This is a genomic window from Streptomonospora nanhaiensis, assembly GCF_026642255.1.
Classification (GTDB): Bacteria; Actinomycetota; Actinomycetes; order Streptosporangiales; family Streptosporangiaceae; genus Nocardiopsis; species Nocardiopsis tropica.
In genome coordinates this window covers 3,221,828-3,242,297 of sequence record NZ_CP113264.1, presented here as the reverse complement: position 1 = coordinate 3,242,297, position 20,470 = coordinate 3,221,828, and the positions used below count along the sequence as shown (strand labels likewise).

The 20,470-nt window shown below is 74.7% G+C and carries 18 protein-coding genes; 10 read left to right on the top strand and 8 right to left on the bottom strand.

Annotated elements, in window-relative coordinates:
- The first annotated feature begins 88 nt into the window (after positions 1-88).
- A complete protein-coding gene (locus tag OUQ99_RS13890) occupies positions 89-931 on the top strand; it encodes a hypothetical protein (RefSeq protein WP_267949867.1) in 843 nt (280 codons plus the stop codon).
- A gap of 10 nt (positions 932-941) precedes the next feature.
- Here OUQ99_RS13890 and OUQ99_RS13885 read toward each other — a convergent pair whose 3' ends face one another.
- Positions 942-3,224: a rhamnogalacturonan lyase gene (locus tag OUQ99_RS13885; RefSeq protein WP_431061526.1), complete on the bottom strand. Its 2,283-nt coding sequence runs from the start codon at positions 3,222-3,224 to the stop codon at positions 942-944.
- Positions 3,225-3,574: 350 nt separating this feature from the next.
- Between OUQ99_RS13885 and OUQ99_RS13880 the strand changes: the two genes are divergently transcribed.
- The 8 genes from OUQ99_RS13880 (at position 3,575) to OUQ99_RS13845 (ending at position 10,451) form a co-directional block, all read left to right on the top strand.
- The gene (locus OUQ99_RS13880) at positions 3,575-4,273 is read left to right on the top strand and encodes a GTP cyclohydrolase II (protein WP_267949866.1); all 699 of its coding nucleotides are present in this window, start codon (positions 3,575-3,577) and stop codon (positions 4,271-4,273) included.
- Positions 4,266-5,000 carry a CDP-alcohol phosphatidyltransferase family protein gene (locus OUQ99_RS13875; RefSeq protein WP_267949865.1) on the top strand — a complete coding sequence of 245 codons (735 nt, stop codon included), beginning with the start codon at positions 4,266-4,268 and terminating at the stop codon, positions 4,998-5,000. The genes OUQ99_RS13880 and OUQ99_RS13875 overlap by 8 nt, the downstream gene beginning before the upstream one ends.
- Positions 4,997-5,977, top strand: a complete 981-nt coding sequence (locus tag OUQ99_RS13870; RefSeq protein ID WP_267949864.1) for a zinc-dependent alcohol dehydrogenase — start codon at positions 4,997-4,999, stop codon at positions 5,975-5,977. Before OUQ99_RS13875 ends, OUQ99_RS13870 begins: the two co-directional genes overlap by 4 nt.
- Positions 5,978-6,161: 184 nt before the next feature.
- Positions 6,162-6,545, top strand: a complete 384-nt coding sequence (locus OUQ99_RS13865) for a 6-pyruvoyl trahydropterin synthase family protein (protein WP_267949863.1) — start codon at positions 6,162-6,164, stop codon at positions 6,543-6,545.
- Positions 6,542-7,600: a glycosyltransferase family 4 protein gene (locus OUQ99_RS13860; protein ID WP_267949862.1), complete on the top strand. Its 1,059-nt coding sequence runs from the start codon at positions 6,542-6,544 to the stop codon at positions 7,598-7,600. The genes OUQ99_RS13865 and OUQ99_RS13860 overlap by 4 nt, the downstream gene beginning before the upstream one ends.
- Complete coding sequence (locus tag OUQ99_RS13855; protein ID WP_267949861.1) at positions 7,597-8,385, top strand: class I SAM-dependent methyltransferase; 789 nt, start codon at positions 7,597-7,599, stop codon at positions 8,383-8,385. Before OUQ99_RS13860 ends, OUQ99_RS13855 begins: the two co-directional genes overlap by 4 nt.
- Before the next feature lie 313 nt (positions 8,386-8,698).
- Positions 8,699-9,790 carry a lysylphosphatidylglycerol synthase transmembrane domain-containing protein gene (locus OUQ99_RS13850; RefSeq protein WP_267949860.1) on the top strand — a complete coding sequence of 364 codons (1,092 nt, stop codon included), beginning with the start codon at positions 8,699-8,701 and terminating at the stop codon, positions 9,788-9,790.
- 7 nt (positions 9,791-9,797) lie between these two features.
- Positions 9,798-10,451 carry a DUF6518 family protein gene (locus OUQ99_RS13845; RefSeq protein ID WP_267949859.1) on the top strand — a complete coding sequence of 218 codons (654 nt, stop codon included), beginning with the start codon at positions 9,798-9,800 and terminating at the stop codon, positions 10,449-10,451.
- Positions 10,452-10,575: 124 nt separating this feature from the next.
- Here OUQ99_RS13845 and OUQ99_RS13840 read toward each other — a convergent pair whose 3' ends face one another.
- The 5 genes from OUQ99_RS13840 to OUQ99_RS13820 form a co-directional block, all read right to left on the bottom strand.
- Positions 10,576-11,382 carry an ABC transporter permease gene (locus tag OUQ99_RS13840; RefSeq protein ID WP_267949858.1) on the bottom strand — a complete coding sequence of 269 codons (807 nt, stop codon included), beginning with the start codon at positions 11,380-11,382 and terminating at the stop codon, positions 10,576-10,578.
- On the bottom strand, positions 11,379-12,059 hold the full coding sequence (locus OUQ99_RS13835) for an ABC transporter ATP-binding protein (RefSeq protein WP_267949857.1): 681 nt from the start codon (positions 12,057-12,059) through the stop codon (positions 11,379-11,381). Before OUQ99_RS13835 ends, OUQ99_RS13840 begins: the two co-directional genes overlap by 4 nt.
- A 2-nt stretch (positions 12,060-12,061) precedes the next feature.
- Complete coding sequence (locus OUQ99_RS13830; RefSeq protein ID WP_267950372.1) at positions 12,062-14,302, bottom strand: polyprenyl synthetase family protein; 2,241 nt, start codon at positions 14,300-14,302, stop codon at positions 12,062-12,064.
- A 543-nt stretch (positions 14,303-14,845) separates the two neighbouring features.
- The gene (locus OUQ99_RS13825) at positions 14,846-16,531 is read right to left on the bottom strand and encodes an SLC13 family permease (protein WP_267949856.1); all 1,686 of its coding nucleotides are present in this window, start codon (positions 16,529-16,531) and stop codon (positions 14,846-14,848) included.
- A gap of 269 nt (positions 16,532-16,800) precedes the next feature.
- The gene (locus OUQ99_RS13820; protein ID WP_267949855.1) at positions 16,801-17,967 is read right to left on the bottom strand and encodes an enolase C-terminal domain-like protein; all 1,167 of its coding nucleotides are present in this window, start codon (positions 17,965-17,967) and stop codon (positions 16,801-16,803) included.
- A 115-nt stretch (positions 17,968-18,082) separates the two neighbouring features.
- On the opposite strand from OUQ99_RS13820, the gene OUQ99_RS13815 reads away from it, so the two are divergent.
- Positions 18,083-18,784 (top strand): GntR family transcriptional regulator, encoded by a 702-nt coding sequence (locus tag OUQ99_RS13815; RefSeq protein WP_267949854.1) that lies wholly within the window; start codon positions 18,083-18,085, stop codon positions 18,782-18,784.
- A 117-nt stretch (positions 18,785-18,901) separates the two neighbouring features.
- Here the strand turns inward: OUQ99_RS13815 and OUQ99_RS13810 are convergent, their stop codons facing one another.
- Both OUQ99_RS13810 and OUQ99_RS13805 read right to left on the bottom strand, forming a co-directional pair.
- A complete protein-coding gene (locus tag OUQ99_RS13810) occupies positions 18,902-19,594 on the bottom strand; it encodes a hypothetical protein (protein ID WP_267949853.1) in 693 nt (230 codons plus the stop codon).
- A gap of 106 nt (positions 19,595-19,700) precedes the next feature.
- The gene (locus tag OUQ99_RS13805) at positions 19,701-20,456 is read right to left on the bottom strand and encodes a creatininase family protein (RefSeq protein WP_267949852.1); all 756 of its coding nucleotides are present in this window, start codon (positions 20,454-20,456) and stop codon (positions 19,701-19,703) included.
- Between the last annotated feature and the right edge of the window lie 14 nt (positions 20,457-20,470).

The window sequence follows — 20,470 nt, the reverse complement described above, 5'->3', positions numbered from 1 at the left end:
GTTTTCCTTCGAAAAATGGCACGATGACGCCATGGAAGATATTCCTTATCATGGCTCCGGACCTTATTGCTATTCCAGTTGCCTGGTCATGCTGATGGGGCCCGGCGCCCCCGCACCCAGCGTGGTCGAAACGGTGACCGGGAGCCCGTTCGGCGCCCAGCTGCTCGGCGGGACGCTGCCCTTCTTCGACCCGTACGGCTGGACGCCCGAGACCGGCGTGGACGACGCCCTCACCGCTCTCGGCTGGGCGGCACGGACCACCGGCGGCGGAGACGCCGAGGCCGCGCTCGACCGCCTCGCCTCCCACCTCGCGGACGGACCCGTCGTGGCCGGCCCCGTGGAGATGGGACACCTGCGCCACCAGCCGGGCCGGTCCGGCCCCGTGGGCGCCGACCACTACGTCGTCGTGCTCGACGCGGACGAGGACGGCGTCACCCTCCACGACCCCGGGGGACATCCCTACGCGAGGCTCCCGATCGCCGATTTCATGGCGGCCTGGCGGGCCGAGGACATCGAATACGGCGACCCCTTCACCCTCCGCTCGAATTTCACCCGAATTTCCCGGGTTCTTCCCGAGGAGGCGATCGAGTCGATCGTCCCCCGGGCGGTGTCCTGGCTGGGGCCGGAGAACGGCGACGCCGTCCTGGCCCTCGCGGACCGGGTCGCGGACGGCTGCGACCCCGCTCTTCGCGAGCACCTCGCCGACTTCGCGATCCGGGTCGGCGCGCGGCGCCTCACGGACGCCGCGGCCTGCCTGCGCGGTGTCGGACGCGACACCGCGGCCGGCACGCTGACCCGCCAGGCGCGCCTGCTCGGATCGCTCCAGTACCCGGTGGCCACGGGCGACGACCGGGCTGCCGCCCGGATCCTGCGCGCCCTCGCGCCGACCTACGGGACCCTGCGCGACGACCTCGGCCGCCGGTACGGCTGACGCCCGACGGCTACTCCGGATACACGGCGTCGGGCACCGGGACCCCCGCCCAGTCGGTGTCCGACCCCAGGTGGAAGGACGGCTGGGCGGGCTGGTTGTAACCGGTCTGCTGCCGGGCCGCGCCCACCCGGTACTGGGGATCCTGCATGAGCGTGTGCAGCTTGCGGTCGGTCACCTCGGTGCTCGTGTGGATCCTGAGGGCCGTGCTGTCCGCGGTGCGCAGGACCAGTTCCTCCCGCCAGTCGCCGAGCACGTCCGCGACGAGGGCGGGGTTCCCCTTCGTCCCGTTGTTGGTGAGGGTCCCCTCCGCGGTGAGCAGCGTGCCGCGCCTCCAGTCCACGACCGCCGGGACCTGCGTCTGCTCCCCGGTCCCGGTGCGCTCCACGACCTGGGTGGTCATGTCGGCGGCCCAGCGGATGCTCATGTCGGTGCCCGGGGTCCTGTCCCCCAGGTACTCCCCGCCGGCGCTCCACAGCCCGGCCTCGACGTCGTCGCCGGGCGGCATCGAGGACCACGCCTCCAGCCCGGGGACGTCCGGGTCGATGTCGCCGACCATGGCCCTGCCGGTGTCCACGCCCGTGTACCCGCCGAAGAGGACCTCCCCCGTGGCGGCGTCGCGCATCGCGAAGCCGTAGGGCGCGTGCGCGCCCCCCTCGTGCACCGTCCAGACCTCCAGGCCGTCCCGGTCCGGGTCGAGGTCCCCCACGTGCATCGCGTCGCCGTGCCCGAGCTTGGTGTACTCGCCCTCCACCGCGCTTCCGGGGGGCCCGGGGGCGTGCGAGGAGTACAGGAGCGTCCCGTCGTCGTCCAGCGTCGCCGCTCCGTAGACGATCTCCTGGCGCCCGTCCCCGTCCACGTCGGCCACGTCCAGGGAGTGGAACCCCTGTCCGGCCAGCGCGCCCAGCGCGGGGTCCGAGCCCCGGCCCGCGTGCGGCGAGGCGTCGAAGGGGTTGTCCATCGGGACGTGTCCGCTGTCGGCCAGCCAGCGGCGGCGGATCGACTCGCCGTCGAAGTCGTAGGCCGCCACGGCCGAGCGCGTGTAGTAGCCCCGGGCGAACACCGCCGACGGGCGCTCGCCGTCCAGGTAGGCCACGCCCGCCAGGAAGCGGTCGACCCGGTTGCCCGGTTCGATGCGCGCCATGGCGTAGTCGCCCCACAGGAGCCCGTCGTCGCCCCGGCCCGGCTCGTAGCGGACGGTGTCCAGCTCCGCGCCGGTCAGGCCGTCGAAGACGGTCAGGTACTCCGGGCCGTCCACGACGAAGCCCTCGAACTCCCGGAGCAGGTTGCGCCCGCTGCGCCCCGGGGCGTACTCGTCCACGAAGAAGTCCGCGAGCGCGGCGGCGTCGTCCCTGTCGAGCGGGTGGTCGTACTCCGGTTCCAGGCCCAGGGCCTCCTCCACGGTGCCCGGCCAGTTCCCCGCCACCACCTCGGGGTGCCCGTGCCAGTCCTGGAACATCCCGACCAGGTGCTCGTGGTAGTCCGCCGCGCTCATCCGGTGGTCGTCGCCGTGGCCGTGGCCGGCCGCGACGTCCTCCTCCGGCAGCGTCACGTACTCCTCCGTCACGCCCCCGTCCCCGTCGAAGGACAGCGTCCTGGTCCCCGGCGCGGTCTTGAGCATCAGCTCGGACCGTCCGTCGCCGTCGAGGTCGTAGACGAGGAACTGGGTGTAGTGCGCCCCCGAGCGGATGTTCACGCCCAGGTCGACGCGGTGCAGCAGTTCGCCCTCCAGGGTGTAGGTGTCCACGTAGGTGTTGCCGGTGTACCCCCGCTGGGAGACGTCCTTGGCGTTGGTGGGCTCCCACTTGACGACGAACTCGTACCGGCCGTCGCCGTCCACGTCTCCCACGGCCACGTCGTTGGCGGTGTACCCGTACCGCTCCCCCGCCGGGGTCGTGCCGCCCTCCGGCTTGCTCAGGGGCAGGTCGTGGTGGCCGTCCGCCCACACGGACGCCTCGCCGGCGGGACCGATGTCGAGCCGTCCGCCGGAGCTCCTCGGCAGCGGCACGACCTCGTACCGGGAGTCCTCCGAGCCCCCGGGGTCGAGGAGGTTGGTGCTGTCCGCCACGGTCGCGATGCCCCTGCCGTCCCGGTACACGGCGAACCTCGGCCCCCTGAGCCCGGTGTCCGTGTGCCCGGTGACCTCGTGGGCGAGCAGCCGCCAGCTCAGGAGGACGCCGTCCTCGGCCTGGACCGCGACCAGGCCCCGGTCCAGCCGCTCCAGCCGGATCCCCGGGCCGTCCCGCGGCTCGGCCGGGGCGGGGCCGGCGGAGGCGGCCAGGACGACCGCGCACACACCTGCGACCAGGGGGCTTCTTCTCAGGACGGGGCTCCGGGGGATGTCCACGGGCGGCGCCTCCTCGTGCCGGGGTGGCCCACCCTACTGGGCAAGCGCTTTCCAGCCAAGGCCCCCGACCTGCCCCCGGTCGTGGAGGGCGGAGCGGGGCGGCCCGCGGAACGGGCCCCGACGCCTTCGGCCGGACGGGCCGGGGAGCGCCCGCGCCGGCCCGGGGACGGGGCGGAGCCCCCGCCGCCCCCGGCTCGCGCCTCCCCGGCCCCGCGCCCGACCTGTGCGAGGTTTTCCCCGGGGGGCCACCGGGCACCGGGCGTGTGTGGCCGCTGTTCCGAGACGGATCGAGGGGGCTTATGAGCTGTCAGGGCGTGGGCGGGGCGGACGGGAGCCGTTCGGACGGGGCGGGGCCGGAGGGGCTGGGCACGGGGGTGCCGGCCGTGGGCCCCGCGGCCGTGGCCGAGGCGGAGCTCGCCACCAGGCGGGGGCCGTTCCGCATCGTGGCCCTGCGGGACCCCTCCGACGGCCGGGAGCACGCCGCGCTGGTCCTGGGCGAGGTGTGCGGGGGCGAGGACGTGCTGGCCCGGGCGCACTCGGAGTGCGTGACCGGCGACGTCTTCGGAGCGCTGCGCTGTGAGTGCGGGGACCAGCTGGAGGCCGCCCTGGACCTGATCTGCGCCGAGGGACGGGGCGTGGTCGTGTACCTGCGCGGACACGAGGGACGCGGTATCGGGCTGGTGGAGAAGGTGCGCACCCTCGCCGTCCAGGACGCGCACGGCCTGGACACCGTGGACTCGGCGACCGCCCTGGGGCTGCCCGTGGACGTGCGCGACTACGGTCCGGCCGCGCGGATCCTGCTCCACCTGGGGGTGCGGTCGGTGCGGCTCCTGTCGAACAACCCGGCCAAGGTGCGGGCGCTCCGGGAGCACGGGGTGGAGGTGGCCTCCCGGGTTCCGCTGCTGATGCCCGCACGCCGGGAGAACGTGGCGTACCTGACCGCCAAGCGGGACCGGCTGGGCCACGACCTCCCGCACCTGGACGGTCCGCGTGGGTGATCCCGCGGCCCTGGGGGCCGCCGCGTGCGCGCAGGCGGCGCTGCTGGTGCTGCTCGCGTGGGCCCCGGGCCTGGGCCCGGCGGGCTGGGCGGCCGGTACCGGCTTCCTGCTGGCGGGGGCGGCCGCCGTGGCGTGGGCGGTGCGCAGGTCCGGGCGGTCCCGGCTGGGTCCCGCGGACCTGGTGACGCTGGCGCGGTCGGTGCTCATCGGCGGCGTGGTCGCCCTGGTGGCGGACGGCGGTCCGGCCTGGCCCCTGGTCGCCCTGGCGTCGGTCGCGCTGGCCCTGGACCTCGTGGACGGCCTGGTCGCCCGGCGCACGGGGACCGAGTCGTCGTTCGGGGCGCGGTTCGACATGGAGGCGGACGCCTTCCTGATCCTGGTGCTGAGCGTGCGGGTGGCGGCGGAGCTGGGGTGGTGGGTGCTGGCGATCGGCGCGATGCGGTACGCGTTCGTCGCCGCCGGGCGGGCGGCGCCGTGGATGCGCGGACCGCTGGCGCCGAGCCGGGCGCGCAAGGCGGTGGCCGCCGTCCAGGGCGTGGCCCTGGTGGCGGCCGCCGCCCCGGTCGTTCCCGCGGGGGGTGCGACGGCCCTGGCCGCGGGCGCCCTGGCGCTGCTGGCCTGGTCCTTCGGGCGCGACGTGGCGGGGCTGTGGCGGGCCGGGCCGGGGGCGGGCGGCACGCGGGCCGTCGGACACGGAACCGGCGCACGGCGAGGAGGAGGGTCATGAGCCGTACGGCACGGGCGTTCTGGGTGGGGTCGCCCGGCGAGGGCGAGATCCGGGAGGGCGTGCTGCCCCCTCCCGGGCCCGGCGAGGCGGTGGTGCGCTCCCTGTACTCGGGGGTGAGCCGGGGCACCGAGGCCCTGGTGTTCCGCGGCGCGGTGCCGCCGAGCCAGCGGCAGGTGATGCGGGCGCCCTTCCAGGAGGGGGACTTCGGCTCCGCGTTCAAGTACGGCTACCTCAACGTCGGCGTCGTGGAGGAGGGCGCGCCGGACCTGGTGGGCACGACGGTGTTCAGCCTGTTCCCGCACCAGACGCGGTTCGTGCTCCCGGTCGGGGCGCTGCGGCCGGTGCCCGGGGACGTGCCCCCGGGGCGTGCGGTCCTGGCGGGGGCGGTGGAGACGGCGGTGAACGCGCTCTGGGACGCCCCGCCGCTGCTCGGCGACCGGCTGACGGTGGTCGGAGCGGGGATGGTCGGGTGCACCGTGGCCCGGCTGGCTTCCCGGGTGCCGGGGGTGCGGGTGCAGCTGGTGGACGTCGACCCCGGGCGCGCGGACCTGGCGGAGCGGCTCGGGGTGGAGTTCGCGCTCCCCGGGGACGCCGGCGTCGGGCGCGACCGGGTCTTCCACACCAGCGCCGACCCCGCGGGGCTGGAGCGCTCCCTGGAACTGGTCCGCGACGAGGGGGAGGTGGTGGAGATGAGCTGGTACGGGGACCGGCGGGTGTGCGTGCCCCTGGGCGAGGGCTTCCACTCGCGCCGCCTGACCGTGCGCTCCAGCCAGGTCGGGGCGGTCTCCCCCGCGCGCCGGGGGTCGCGGGGGCACGGCGACCGTCTCGACCTCGCACTGGAGCTGCTGTCCGACCCCGTCTTCGACGCACTGGTCACCGGGGAGAGCCCGTTCGAGGAGCTGCCGGCGGTGATGCCGCGCCTCGCCGACGGGAGCCTTCCCGCCCTGTGCCACCGCATCGTCTACCCGGAGCCCTGAACGCCGCCGCGTCCCGCGCGGGCGCGGGCGCGGCCGTGGTCGGCCACCACGTCGACCGGTCGAACCCGCGTCCCGCGTACGGGCGCGGGCGGACCGGACGTGCGTCCGCGCCCGCCGAACGGCCTTCCCCACCACGACGCCGGCTGGAACGTCCGGCCGGCCCCCACCGCAGAGGAGCCCGTCGATGTACAGCGTCACCGTCCGCGACCACCTGATGGTCGCCCACAGTTTCCGCGGAGCGGTGTTCGGTCCCGCCCAGCGGCTGCACGGGGCGACGTTCGTCGTGGACGCCACCTTCCGCCGCCGCGAACTCGACGCGGACAACATCGTGCTGGACATCGGCCTGGCCACCCGTGAACTGGGAGGGCTGGTCGCCGAGCTCAACTACCGCAACCTGGACGAGGAACCGGACTTCGCCGGGGTGAACACCACCACGGAGTTCCTGGCCAGGGTCGTCGCGGACCGGCTGGTGGAGCGCATCGACGCGAGGGCGCGGGGCCTGGACTCGGTCGCGGTCACCCTGCACGAGTCGCACGTGGCCTGGGCGAGCTACGAGCGCGAGCTGTGAGGACCGTCCTCGTCGTCCCGCACGGGGGCGCTCCCAGCGGCGGCGGGGTCTACGACCGCCGCCTGCGCGAGGCCCTCGCCGGGCTGGGACGCCCGGTGCGGGAGGAGGCGGTGCCCGGGGCCTGGCCCGTCGCGGACCCCGCCGCGCGGGCCGGCCTCTCCCGCGTGCTGGAGGGCGTCCCCGACGGGGCCGCGGTGCTCCTGGACGGCCTCGTCGCCTGCGGGGTGCCCGAGGTCCTGCTCCCCCACGCGCCCCGGTTGCGGCTGGTGGTCCTGGTGCACCTGCCGCTGGCCGACGAGACGGGGCTTCCCGAGGCGCGGGCCGCCGCCCTGGACTCGCGTGAGCGTGCGGTCCTGCGGGCCGCCTCCGCCGTGGTGGCGACGAGCCGGTGGGCGGCGCGGCGGGTGTCCGCCCACCACGGGGTGGAAGGCGTGCACGTGGTCGAGCCCGGCGCGGACCCGGTGCCCCTCTCCCCCGTCGGCGACGGCACGCGCCTGCTGTGCGTGGCCTCGGTGACCCCGCGCAAGGGGCACGACGTCCTCGTGTCCGCGCTCGCCGCGCTGGCGGGCCTGCCCTGGGGATGCGCGTGCGTCGGCCCGGTCCCGTCCGGGGACGCGGGGGCACACGCGGCCCGCCTCCGCGGCCTGGTCCGCGAGCACGGCCTCGCGGACCGGGTGGCCTTCACCGGGCCCCTCACCGGCGCGGACCTGGAGGCCGCCTACACCGCTTGCGACCTCCTCGTCCTGCCCTCGCGCGGGGAGACCTACGGCATGGTCGTGACCGAGGCGCTGGCCCGGGGCGTCCCCGTGGCCGCGACATCGGTGGGCGGGGTGCCCGAGGCGCTGGGCTCCGCCCCGGACGGCTCCCGTCCGGGACTGCTGGTGCCTCCCGGGGACCCGGGGGCCCTGGCCGCCGCCCTGCGCCGCTGGCTCACCGACCCCGGCCTCCGCTCCCGTCTGAGGCGTTCGGCCCGCGCACGGCGGGAGGGCTTGGCAGGATGGGAGGAGACGGCCCGGCGCATGGCGGCCGTCCTGGACGGGGAGGCGACGCCTTGAGCACGACCGGTGTCCCGGCGTTCGCGCCGGAGTGGCTGGCCCTGCGCGAGGGCGCGGACGCGCGGGCCCGCTCCACCGCCCCGCTCGCGCTCCTGGCCGACCACGGGCGGGTGGTCGCCGACCTGGGCTGCGGGACGGGGTCGCTGGGGCGCTGGCTGGGGCCGCGGCTGCCCCGGCCCCAGCGCTGGCTCCTGTTCGACCGCGACCCGGCCCTGCTGGAGGAGGCGGGGAGGCGGGTCCCCGCCGCTTCGGTGCGGACGCGCCGCCGGGACGTGGCGGCGCTGTGCGCCCGCGACCTGGAGGGGGTGACCCTCGTGGTGGCCTCGGCGCTCCTCGACCTGCTCACCGGGGCCGAGGTCGCGGGGCTCGCGGAGGCGGTGTCCGCCTCCGGGTGCCCGGCGCTGTTCTCGCTCTCGGTGGTCGGGCGGGTGGAGTTCTCGCCCGGGGACCCGTCGGACGCGGCGTTCGCGGAGGCGTTCGACGCCCACCAGAGGCGGGAGGGCCGGCTGGGACCGGAGGCGGCCGGGGCCGCGGCCGCCGCGTTCGAGGGCCTGGGTCGGCAGGTGCGGATGTTCCCGAGCCCGTGGCGCCTGGGGCCCGGGGACGCGGCGCTGACGCGGGCCTGGCTGCGGGGCTGGACGGGCGCCGCCGTCGAGCAGGACCCCTCGCTCCCCGGCGCCGCGTACCTGGAGCGGAGGCTGGAGGCGTGCGCTCGGGGGGAGCTGGGCGTGACGGTCCACCACACCGACCTGCTGGTGCTCCCGCGTCCCCCGGCCCGCGGATGAGCGCGGCGCGGCCGGGCCCGCCGTGCGCGTCCCGGTCCCCGGGCGGGCCGCCGGGCCCCGGACGCCGCCGCACGGTGGACGGCCCGTCCGGACCGCCGGACGCGGGCAGTCCGCGGGAGCGACCGGGGCCGTCCGCGCCGGGATACGGGTGCGCCGCCCCGGGTAGGTGCGGGACATACGCCCCTCCGGGTCGGACGGGGCGCCCGGGCGCGGAACCGGCACGCCCTCGGAGCACGCCGCGGCCGCCCGGAGAAGGCACGGTGGACCGCGGCGGCCCCGCCGGGCCCGCCGACGTCGGAGGGGCGACGAGCGCATGACCGCCACGACCGCACGGGGGACACGGGAGGGGCCGCGAACCGGCGGCGCCCCGTCCCGCCGGTGGCGGGTGTGGGCCCGGACCTCGGCCGGGGCCGCGATCCTGGCGGCGGTGGTGTGGTGGTTCCCCGGCGGGACGTTCACCGACGCCTTCTCGGCCGTGGGCGCCGGCCCGGTCCTGACCGCCCTGGGGATCGGCGCGGCGACGACGGTGCTGTGCGCGTGCCGCTGGCGGGAGGTGGCGCTCGGGGTGGGCCTGCGCCTCCCGTTCCGGCGCGCGGTGGCCGACTACTACCTGTCCGTGTTCCTGAACGCGGTGCTGCCCGCCGGGGTGCTCGGGGACGTGAACCGCGCGGTCGGCCACGGCCGGTCCAGCGGCGACCTCGGGCGGGGCGTGCGCGCTGTGGTCCTGGAGCGCATGGTGGGGCAGGCGGTGCTGGCCGCGACGGGAGCCGCGCTGCTCCTCGCCCTTCCGGCCGCGCTGCTCGGTCCGGGCCTGTGGGCGGTGGGGGCGGCGTCGGGCTCGGTCGCGGCGGTCGCCCTGGCGGCGGCGTTCGGCCTGCGGGCGGGCCGTGCCCGCGGAACCCGCTGGTGGCGGGCCCTGCGCACCGCCGCGGCCGACGTCCGCTCGGGGGTGTTCGCGCGCTGGCCGCGCGTGGTTCTGCTGTCCGCGGCGGCGCTGGCCGGGCACGTGACCCTGTTCGCGGTGGCGGCGCGCCTCGCCGGTGTCACCGCGCCGGTGCAGCAGCTGGTCCCCCTGGTGGTGCTGGCCCTGCTGGCGATGAGCCTGCCGGTGAACGTCGGCGGCTGGGGGCCGCGCGAGGCGGTCACGGCGCTGGCGTTCGGCGCGGCCGGCCTGGGCGCCGCCACCGGGGTGACGGTCTCGGTGCTCTACGGCCTCCTCTCCCTGGTCGCCGCGCTGCCCGGCGCGGCGGTCCTCGTGTCGCGGTCGCCGCTGCGCCTCCGTGCCCGGGGACGGACGGGGACGCGAGCGCGGACCTGCGCCGGGGCCGCCACCGCGAGGGGCCCGGGCGGCGTCATGAATTCGTTGCCCCCGCCGCCGAACCCGGCGGGCCCGGAGAGGCGATGACGCAGGCATGAGCGCCTCTACGACGACCCCGCACCCGACACCCCCCGGCCTCGCCGCCTCCGTGGGCGCCCTCGCCGCGGCCGCGCTCGGCGGGCTGGCCATCGGCGCGCTGACCTCCTTCAGCCAGGGATGGCTGCCCTTCCACCTGAACTCCCTGAGCAACTCCAGCGGTTCCTGGAGCGTGGCGGCGTTCCTCCTCGCCCTGCTGCCCCGGCGCCGGTGGGCGGCCGTGGCCGCCGCCGCGGCGGCGCTGGCGTGCATGATGCTCGGCTACGACCTGGCCTCGGTCCTGCGCGGCTACCACGCCTCGGCTGGCACCACGGCCTTCTGGCTCACCGCGGCCGTCCTGGTGGGCCCCTTCCTCGGCCTGACGGCCCACTCCCTGCGCTTTCGCACCGGCTTCGCCCCCTGGGGCACGGGCATGCTCAGCGGTGTGCTCATCGGCGAGGGGGTCTACGGGCACCTCGTGGTCGCCGAGACCACCTCGGTGGCCTACTGGAGCGCGTCCGTCGCCGCGGGCCTGGCCTTCCTGGTGTGGGCGTGCGCGCGGCGCTTTCCCGCGCGGCGCCCGGTCCTGACCTCTGTGGCCGTCACCGCGGTCGTCGGCGGCGCGTTCGTCGCCGTCTACGGCATGAACCCGATCCAGTGGTTCTGGTTCTGACCGGGCCCGGGCCGTGTTCCGCGGACCGTCCAGGTCCTGCGGCCGCCGGGAGGGGGCCGCCCCTCCCGGTGGCCGCGGGACCTGCCCCGGGGGCGCCGCGCACGGCGGTTCGGCGGGGCGTCCCTCATCCCCGCCGCGGAACACCCCTGCGCATCCCGGCCAGGGGCGAGCGGCGGTCACGGGTGCGCATCCACAGCACCGTCCCTGCCACCACCACCGCACACACGAACCACAGCGGCCCCAGCGCCATGTGGGCCCACGGGACGTCCTCCACGAACCCCGCCGCCGTTCCCGACTGCATGGTCCCGTAGGCGGGCAGGTAGCGCACGACGTCGCTGTCGGCGGCGGGGTTGGCCACCGGGTTCTGGAGCCCCATGTCGATGATGCTGAGCATGATGACGACGAACATGCCCTCCAGCTCCCCGCGCAGGGCCACCCCGAGGGCGATCCCGATCCCGCCGAACGCGAGCGCGGCCCCGCACAGCGCCATCCACAGCGCCACCGGCCGCTCGGGGGTCCAGTACACGGCCGTCACCGCCGTGGCGTAGGCGCACACCGCCGCCGTGGCCAGGACCAGCGCCGTGAGCTTGCCCGCCAGCAGGTGACTGCGGGGATAGCCCGCCAGGACCAGCCGCTGGTCGAAGCCCACCGACCGGAACGTCACGATGAACATCATGAAGCCGACGATGAGCGTGACGGCGTTGACGGCCCCCGAGATCTGGCTGATGTGGTTGCCGTTCACCGTCAGGTGCTCGCCGCTGGCGCGCAGCAGGAACGTGACGTCGCCGTCGGCGATCACCAGGTGGACCAGGGTGATCCACAGCGGCACGAAGCCCAGCACGAGCACGAGGGCCAGGCGGTTGCGCAGGTGCTCGGTGACCGCGAACACCGTCGCGGTCCGGTAGCGGTCCCAGGCCCGACGCGCGTTCACCGCCCCTCCCCCGCTCCTGTGGACGCCGGTACCGGTCGGCCCTGTTCCAGTCGCCACAGGCGGTCGAAGCGGGTCGTGTCGAAGGCGATGTGGGAGACCACCAGCACCGACCGGCCCCGGTCGCGCAGGCGGGCGGACAGCTCCCAGAAGCGTTCGTAGGTCTCCCAGTCGAAGCCCTGGTAGGGCTCGTCGAGGAGCAGCAGGGGCGGATCGTGCATGAGGGCCAGGGTGAGGTTGAGCTTCTGCCGGGTCCCCCCGCTGAGGGAGCCCACACGGTGGCGCCGGTACCCGGCGAACGACAGGAGGTCCATGAGCTCGTGGGCCAGCGCCAGGTCCGGCAGGTCGTAGGCGACCTGGAAGAACCGCAGGTGCTGTTCCACGGTGAAGGACGGGTTGAGGACCGTGTGCTGGGGGCAGTACCCCAGCCGCCCGGCGTAGGCCACCTCCCCCCGGTCGGGCGACAGCTGTCCGGCGAGGATGCGCAGGAGGGTGGACTTGCCGGCGCCGTTCTCGCCGACCACGCCGCCCAGACACCCCGGGGGCAGCTCCAGGTCGGCGCCGCGGAGTACGCGGTGGTGGCCGTAGGACTTGTGGACGCCGCGGACGCTCAGCGTGGACGTGGCGGGCGCGGGCGTGCCGGCCGTCCCCTGCGGGCTCGGTGACGCGGAACGTACCATGCTCAGCACTCCGCGTTCCGGTGGACGGCCCAGGTTCCCAGGGCGTGGAGGCCCAGCGCCGACCAGTTCCGGGGCAGGTCCCCCCGCAACCGCCCCCAGCCCTCGTCGACCAGCGCGCGGCACTCGTCCTCGCAGGCCCGCACCGCGCCGCAGGCGATGAGCTCGTCGGCGATCTCCGCGGCCTCCGCCTCGTCCGCCACGCCTGTCCGCACGCGTTCCCAGATCACGCGTACGCGGTCGGGGGGCAGGAGGGCGACGGCGTGGGCCAGGGGCATCGTCACCTTGCCCTCCCGCAGGTCCTCGGCCCGGAGTTTGGTGGACGTCAGCGCTCCGGAGGGGTCGCGCACGGTGACCCCCCTCAGGTCCAGCATGTCGTCTCCGATCTGGAAGGCCAGGCCGACCTTCTCCCCGTAGACGCGGACGCCCCGGAGCTGCTCCTCGGAGGCACCGGACAGGAGCGCGGCGATCTCGGCCAGGCTGCGTATGGGCAGGGCCGTCTTGAGGAGGTGGGCGGTGCGGATCCGGCTCAGGAGGGGGCCGGCCTCACCGGTGCGCACGGCCTCGTCCATCGCGGCGGCGTGGCCGGTGATGTCCAGTGCCTGGCCCGCGTGCCCGGCGCGCATGATGCCCATGACGATCCGGTACACGGCCAGGAGCAGGCGGTCGTCCCCGCGCACGAGCGGGGGGAGGACCTGGTCGACGAGGAAGTAGGCGTGCGTCCCGGCGTTGATCGTCAACGCGTCCCCGAACACCGTGTGGGCGGCGGGCCGCCCCCTGCGCATGGGCGAGCGGTCCTGGATGTCGTCGATCATGAGGTTGCCCGTCTGGAGTGCCTCGATGACCGCGAGCATGGGCCGGAGCCGTTGGGGGTCTCCTCCGTACAGGTCCACGATCTGCAACCACAGGTAGGTCCGCATGCCCTTGCCCGCGCCGTCCGTGGTGTGGCGGAGGGGGCGGACGAGCGCGGCGTGCAGGTCGTCCGCCGTCGAGGCGTCGAGCACCCCGGGGCGCTCCTCCAGACCCGCGAGTGCGGTGAGGGCGTCCCGGTCCGGGCGGTCGGGGTAGACGCTCCTCAGTTCCTCCCTCACCACGGCCTCTATACCGCGCATGTGGGGCTCGAAGCGCGTGATCCTGCCGGCCGGGCGGGATTCCAGGTGTCCGCGTCCGCGGACGGGCACACCGCCCCGGACGCCCTCGACGTCGGCGTGGGCCACGAGGGTGCCGGTGCCGTGGAGGAGGGCGCGGGACTCCTGGGAGGGGGACCACGCCCGCACCCACAGGCGCAGACCGCCGTGGGCCTCGATCAACCACTCGGTGACGTGGACGCGCAGGCTGGCCAGGGAGGTCCAGGTCGCGGCGTCGGTCACGCTCGCCCGCACCGTCGTGCAACCCCCCTCCGGCGAGTGCAGCAGGACCTCCACCGGCTCGGTGCGGGTCCGCCCCGTGAGGGCGTCCACCCGGCCGCGCCGCGTGGCGGTGACGGTCCATCCGTCGTCCAGGCGCGCCACGGCACGGGTCCACACGGGTTCGCTGTCCGGGACCGGTCCGGCCGCGTCGCGGGGAGCGTCCGGCAGGACGCGCTCGTACCAGCCCGTACCGTGGACGGGCCGCTCCCCGTCGGCATCGGTCCGGGTCCCCTCCACGACGACACGCGGCACGACCCGGGACGGCCGCGCCGAGGGGAGGCCGTCCACGGCCGTGTGGGGGGACGCGGGCGCCGCGGGGGTGAGACGCAGGCGCCAGGAGCCCTCGTCGCCGCGCAGGTCGAGGAGGAGGCGGTCCCCGTCCGCGCGCAGGCGGACGACACCGCCGTAGTCGAGGTCGAGGCCGCCCCCGCCCGCCACCACGGGCCCGGGCAGCTCGCGGTCGGGGTACAGCCCGTCGCCGGGCTTGAGGAGGTCCAGCATCGCGGCGCGCACGCTGCGGTCCAGGAAGGGGTCGTTCTCGGCCGCGGCGCGCGCCAGGTCGAGGAACCCGGTGTCCGTCCAGGAGGCGTCGGCACGGTGGCCCGTCCCCCGGTCGCGGACGTGCCAGGTGGCGGCGTGGGCGTGGGTGGGGCGGCCGTCCGCGTCCTCGACCCCGTACCGGGCCACATGGACGGTGAGGCCGACGGTGGCGCCGCCGTCGTCGATCCAGGTGACGAACCGCCAGTAGCCCTCGCCATGGTCCGTCCCCGGCGGGGTGCGCGCGGCGGCGCCGGCGCTCGCCCGCCGGTCCGTGTCGTCCTCGGGCGTCGTCGCCATGCTCACACGTCTCTCCTCACGGAAGAAGGTCGACAGACCGCTGCTGTTTTCCGAACGGACCGTTCTCCCGAAGGGGGCACAGGGCACGGGAACAGAAACCATCCCGTGCCCGACACCCTGAAATACGGCCCACCGGCGAATCTATCGCGCCGGAGGGCTTTTCTTTCCGTTTCCCCCGGAACGGCCCTCCGAACTGCGTTATCCGGCACGACAAAACACCGACGAGGGAGCAACGAGTGGAACAACTTCTTCTATTTCACAAAAGGGATTTTCGACTCAGGCGCCTTCGGAAATGACTTTGTCCTGATCTTTCGCCGCGGTCGTCGGAAGGAGCACGGGGGACACGGACGCGGGCGCGGGCGTGCCCTCGGGGGCGGGTCCGGTCCCGCCCCCGAGGGCACGCGGCGGTGCTGCATGGGCGGCCGGCGACCGGACCGGGCGGCGAACGCGTCCCCCGGGACCGGCGCGGAGCACCCGGCGGAACCGGCCAGGAGGGGCGGGGTCCACGCCCCGCTCCTCCGGGCCGGTGTCACCGGCCAGGCCTCACCGGAACCCGGCGGGAAGGGACATGAGGTCGATCCCCCACATGAGCGGCAGCATGTAGAGCGTGCCCGCGACGATGAGGGCGAGGGCGATGACGTTCAGCCAGAACCCGGTCCTGACCATCTCCATGATCGTCACCCGGCCGGTGCCGAACATGATCGCGTTCGGAGGGGTGCCCACCGGAAGCATGAACGCGCAGTTCGCGGCCATCGCGCAGGGGACCATCAGCGCGTAGGGGTGAACGTTCAGCGAGATCGCGAAGGCCGCCATGACGGGGAGGATCATCGTCGCCGTCGCGGCGTTGGAGGTGATCTCCGTCAGGAACAGCACGAGGGCGGTGGCGATGACGATGATCAGGACCACGTCGATCCCGTCGAGCGTGCGCAGCTGCTCGCCGATCCACGCGGAGAGGCCGGTCTCGACGAACCCCGCGGCGATGGCCAGCCCGCCGCCGAACAGCAGGAGGATCCCCCAGGGGATCTTCTTCGAGTCCTCCCATCGGAGGATCTTCCTCTCCTCGTCGTTGCGCGACGGAAGCGTGAACAGCACCACCGTGGCGACGACGGCGATCACGCCGTCGCTGATGCCCGGGAGAAGGCCGTCCCAGAGGAACGAACGGGTCACCCACATGAACGCCGCCCCGAGGAAGACGACGAGCACGGCCTTCTCCTCGGCGGACATCCTGCCGAGGGACCTCCTCTCCCCCCGGATGATCTCCTTGCCGCCGGGGAGGTGCTTGAAGCGGACCTTGAACACGACGCCGGTCAGGTAGAACCACGCGAAGGCCAGGAGGACGACGACGATCGGGAGTCCGAACACCATCCATCCGCCGAACGAGATGCTCTCGCCGAAGAGCTCCCCGACGGTCCCCGAGAGAATGGCGAGCGGCGGCGTCCCGATGAGCGTCCCGAGACCGCCGATGGTGGCCGCGTAACCGATACCGAAGACGATGGACTTCTCGAACTTCGGCAGGTCCGCGGCGAATTCCCCGCCCCGCAGCGAACGGGCGGCCTGGTAGACGACCGCCAGCCCCACGGGGATCATCATCATCGTGGCGGCCGTGTTGGAGACCCACATCGACAGGAAGCCCGTCGCGACCATGAACCCGAGGACGATACGGCGCGGACTCGTGCCGATCGCCGCGACGATCGAGAGGGCGATGCGTTGGTGGAGGTTCCACTTCTCCATCGCGATTGCGAGCGAGAAGCCCCCGAGGAACAGGAAGATGATGTCGTTGCCGTACGCCGCGACCACCGCGTCCCCGCCCAGCGCACCGGTCAGCGGCAGGAGCACGATCGGGAGCAGGGACGTGACCGGGATGGGGATCGCCTCCGTGATCCACCAGGTCGCGACCCACAGGGTGGTGGCGAGGACCGCCCGCCCCTCCGGCGAGAGCCCCTCGGGCTCGAAGAACACGAGCGTCACCGCGAAGAGCAGCGGCCCGAGTACCAGTCCGATGAGGCGTGCGGGCGTGTACCCGGGTCCGGGATCCCCGGAGCCCCGGGCCGGTCCCGGGCCCTCCGGGGCGCCGGGGGCCCGCTCGGAGACTCCGCCGCCCCCGGGGGACGACGCCACCGGCTCCGGCCCCGGTGCCTTCCTGCGGCTGGAGAACGTCAGGAGCTCTTTGATCTCGCGGTGCGAGGCCCACAGGTTCCCCCGGAGGGGATACAGGTAGGAGTGTGCCATTGCCGTACCTTCTTCGGTCTCTTGCTCGGCGCGACTTGCTGCGGGGGGGTCGGCGCGGGGGGTACGCGGGTCGACATCGGCCATGAGGGAAAAGGGGGACGTGGGCACTCCGCCGGGGAGCCCAGGGGTCCGTCGTCGGTCATGGGGCCGACTTCGTCGGGGGTCGCCGCGGGGACGGTCGTCCGGACCGCCCCGGGGCGGTCGCGGGTGTCGTCGGGACCGGCGGCCCCGCCTCCGCGGACGGTTCGGGGGCCGCCGGCCCCGGCCGGTCAGGCGTGCAGGCCGCGGAGGAGGCGGTGGAACTCCGCCTTGCCCTCGAGCCCGATGCCCGGCAGCTCCCCCGGCGCCACACGGCCGCGGGCGACCACCGCGTCGTCGGTGAAACCGCCCGTGGGCTGGAACTCCCCGGGGTAGGACTCGTTGCCGCCGAGCTTGAGGGCCGCGGCGATGTGCAGTGAGAACTGGTGCCCCCCGTGCGGGACGCACCGGCGGGAGGACCAGCCGTGCAGGGCGAGCATGTCCAGGACCCGGCGGTACTCCGTCAACCCGTAGCTCAGCGCCGGGTCGACCTGGAGGAAATCGCGGTCCGGGCGCATTCCGCCGTAGCGGATCAGGTTCCGGGCGTCCTGCAGCGAGAACAGGTTCTCGCCGGTCGCGATGGGGTGGCGGTAGTTCTCCGACAGCGTCGCGTTGAGGCCGTAGTCCAGCGGGTCGCCGACCTCCTCGTACCAGAAGAGGCCGTACCGTTCGATGGCCCGGCCGTAGTCCAGCGCGGTCCGCAGGTCGAACTTGCCGTTGACGTCCACCATCAGGCGGGACCCGTCGCCGTCCAGGACGTCGATGACCGCCTCGATGCGCCTGAGGTCCTCGGCCAGGTCGGCGCCGCCGATCTTCATCTTGACGATCTCGTACCCGGCGTCGAGGAAGCCCCTCATCTCGTCCTGCAGGTCCTTCAGGGACTTGCCGGGCGCGTAGTAGCCGCCGGCGGCGTAGACGAAGACGTCCTCGTCCGGGTCGCCGTCACCGTAGTGGTCGGAGATCCACCGGTACAGCGGCACACCCGCGGCCTTGGCGGCGAGGTCGTGCAGCGCCATGTCCACCACGCCGACGGCGACGGAGCGCTCACCGTGCCCGCCGGGCTTCTCGTTGCGCATCATGACGTCCCACGCCGCGGCGGGCGAGAGTTCGCCGTCGCCGTCCAGCAGTTCCTCCGGCGAGGCGTCCTGCAGCCGCGGCAGCATCCGCTCGCCCAGGATGGCCGTGGCGTTGTACCGGCCGTTGGAGTTGAAGCCGTAGCCCACCAGGGGCTCACCGTCGACCACCACGTCACTGACAAGCGCGAGGATCGTGCAGTCCATCTTGCTGAAGTCGATGTAGGCGTTGCGCATCGACGAGCTGATCGGGATGGTCCCGACGTGGGCGGAAACGATCTTCATGGCCTTCTTCCTGCCGAACCAGTTCTTATAAGTCCCTTATAAGTTATGCGGAGCCTATACTGACCGAGACGGGGGTCACAAGCCCGCGAGCGAGGATTGTGTGAGAGAGGCCACGATGACCAGCGCGAACGTCTTCTCCAGCAAGGGCGGCCTGGCCTACGCGGAGCTGCGCCGCCGCATCACCTCCGGTGAGCTCGCCCCGGGATCACGCCTGTCGCAGTACGAACTGGCGGAGGAGATGGGGATGAGCATCACCCCCCTGCGCGAGGCGATCAGACGGCTGGCCAGCGAGGACTGGGTCGTGATGGACGCCCACCGGGACGTCCGCGTGGCGCCCATGAGCGCCTTCGAGGCGCGCGAGCTGCTGGAGGTCCGCTTCTCGCTGGAACCCTCCGCCACCGAGCTCGCCGCGCTGCGCCGGACGGACCGGGAGATCGCCGCGATGAGGGCGGCGGCCGACGCCCTGCTGCCGGTCACCCGCAGCTGGGGGGAGGAGGCCATCACGGCGCACCGGGCCTTCCACCGGGCGATCTACGCCGCCTCCCACAACAACGTGATGGTCAGGCTCCTGGACGACCTGTGGGACAAGGCCGACCGGTACCGGCGGATCGGGCTGGAACTGCCCGCGGGCGCCGAGCCGCGCACCATCGACCTGAACCAGCACCACAGGATCCTGGAGCTCGTCGTCGCCGGCGAGGGCGCCGCCGCGGCAGGACTGGTGCGCTCCCACATCCGCAACAGCCTGGGAGCCATGGTCACGGACGCCCTCGAGGGCCGGGAGCGCGCCTACCACCCCATCGCCGGGCGTTCGGCCTGAGGCTTCGGCCGCCCGGCCGGCGGACGGCACCGACACCGGTGACGGGTGGGCCGCCGGCGCCCGCCGGCCTCCTCCCCCGCGTCGCCGCCGCGCGTTCCCCGGCAGCCGCGGGAGTGCTCAGCGGGCCGGGGGCGCCTCCCGGGAGCGCGTCCACGCGGGCCGCACCGGCGTACCGGCGCTGCCCGCCTTCCGCGCGGTGAGGGCGAGTCCGGCGATGAGCGCCACCTCCCCCAGGTTGCCCACCGCCAGCGGCGCGGAGGGCGCCGCCGCGGTCGCGAACATGAACACCGCCCCGGCCAGCATCCACGCGCTCCGCGCACGGACCAGCAGCGCGGCGCCGACCAGGATCAGCACGACGATGGCCGTGACGGAGGGGACCGGCACGGAGGACTCGGCGGCGGAGTAGCGCAGCGCGTCCCCCTCCCGGCCGGGGACCAGGGTGAGCCCCACCGCCTCGGTGGCGAGGCCGTAGGCGATGAGCGCCAGCGCCAGGACGCAGGAGGCGGCGTGGACGGCGCGCCCGCGCGCCCAGCCGAGCCCGAGGTCGCGGGCGGCTCCGACGGCGAAGACGACCAGCAGCGGTGTGACCAGGGCGTGCACGAGGAACCGGGGCAGGTTCAGCGCGTACAGCAGGTCGCCCGCACCGAGGGTGGAGCCGAGGGCGACGATCCCGTTGTCGTAGACCAGGCCCGCGGCGACGAGCGCGACGAGCCAGGTGTGGGCGGAGCGCCGGGTGGCCGCCAGCCACACCAGCCAGAGGGTCAGGCACAGGTGCGCCAGCGCGAACACGGCGAAGACGAGGGAGGCCATCGGCGCCTTTCTGTCTCGTTTTCCGAGATGGTAGCAATCCGAATCTTCGTCTCGACACAGGGCGGGACACCCCGTCCGGCGGCGCACCGGCCTCCGGGCGGCGGCCTCAGGCCGGGGCGCCGCCGGGGCCGGGGGCCGCCCCGGGCGCGGGGCGGGGCGCGCCGTCCAGGGCGGCCAGGCACCCCTCGAAGGCCCGGTCGAGCGCGGCCAGGAGGGCGTGCCCCTTGGCCGCCGTGGCCAGCGAGGGCCTGCCGGCCACGCCCGAGGCGGTGTAGGGCGCCAGCCCCACGGTGAGCAGGTGGTCGCGCGGAGGGGTGACGTGGTCGGCGTGCTCGTAGCCCTCGCGGACCAGCTCCGGGGCCGCGTGCAGGAGCACGGAGGTCTCCAGTTCGCCGGCGTGCATGTCGCCGTCGTTGCCGGTGGCCATCCCCGCGGCCGCGCGGGCGGCCTCCCAGTCGCCGGGGCAGGGGAAGAGCGCCATCCGGCCGCCGGACTCCTGGACGGTGTTGGCGAGCACGTGGTTCCCCCCGTGGCCGTTGACCAGGACGAGCCGGGTGTCCCCGAGGGAGGCGGCGATGTCGGTGACGACGGCGTGCAGGGTGGGGGCCGAGATGCTGACGGTGCCGGGCCAGGCCGCGTGCTCGTGGGAGCAGCCGACGGTGACGGGGGGCAGGACGCGCAGGCGGCGGGCGCCGGCGAGGACGCGGGCCAGGACGCAGGCGACGACCGTGTCGGTGACCAGCGGGAGATGGGGGCCGTGCTGTTCGAGGCTGCCCACGGGCAGCAGCGCCACCCGCGCGGCCCGCTCCCCCTCCTCCGCGCTGGTGGTCAGGGGCAGCAGGGAGCGTACGAGGTCGTCCATGGGCCCAGTATCCC

Coding starts and splice junctions, on each gene's coding strand:
- OUQ99_RS13825 (WP_267949856.1), bottom strand. CDS start 16,531: ATGGCACACTCCTACCTGTATCCCCTCCGGGGGAACCTGTGGGCCTCG.
- OUQ99_RS13815 (WP_267949854.1), top strand. CDS start 18,083: ATGACCAGCGCGAACGTCTTCTCCAGCAAGGGCGGCCTGGCCTACGCG.
- OUQ99_RS13835 (WP_267949857.1), bottom strand. CDS start 12,059: ATGGTACGTTCCGCGTCACCGAGCCCGCAGGGGACGGCCGGCACGCCC.
- OUQ99_RS13880 (WP_267949866.1), top strand. CDS start 3,575: ATGAGCTGTCAGGGCGTGGGCGGGGCGGACGGGAGCCGTTCGGACGGG.
- OUQ99_RS13850 (WP_267949860.1), top strand. CDS start 8,699: ATGACCGCCACGACCGCACGGGGGACACGGGAGGGGCCGCGAACCGGC.
- OUQ99_RS13845 (WP_267949859.1), top strand. CDS start 9,798: ATGAGCGCCTCTACGACGACCCCGCACCCGACACCCCCCGGCCTCGCC.
- OUQ99_RS13810 (WP_267949853.1), bottom strand. CDS start 19,594: ATGGCCTCCCTCGTCTTCGCCGTGTTCGCGCTGGCGCACCTGTGCCTG.
- OUQ99_RS13865 (WP_267949863.1), top strand. CDS start 6,162: ATGTACAGCGTCACCGTCCGCGACCACCTGATGGTCGCCCACAGTTTC.
- OUQ99_RS13870 (WP_267949864.1), top strand. CDS start 4,997: ATGAGCCGTACGGCACGGGCGTTCTGGGTGGGGTCGCCCGGCGAGGGC.
- OUQ99_RS13830 (WP_267950372.1), bottom strand. CDS start 14,302: ATGGCGACGACGCCCGAGGACGACACGGACCGGCGGGCGAGCGCCGGC.
- OUQ99_RS13890 (WP_267949867.1), top strand. CDS start 89: ATGCTGATGGGGCCCGGCGCCCCCGCACCCAGCGTGGTCGAAACGGTG.
- OUQ99_RS13805 (WP_267949852.1), bottom strand. CDS start 20,456: ATGGACGACCTCGTACGCTCCCTGCTGCCCCTGACCACCAGCGCGGAG.
- OUQ99_RS13820 (WP_267949855.1), bottom strand. CDS start 17,967: ATGAAGATCGTTTCCGCCCACGTCGGGACCATCCCGATCAGCTCGTCG.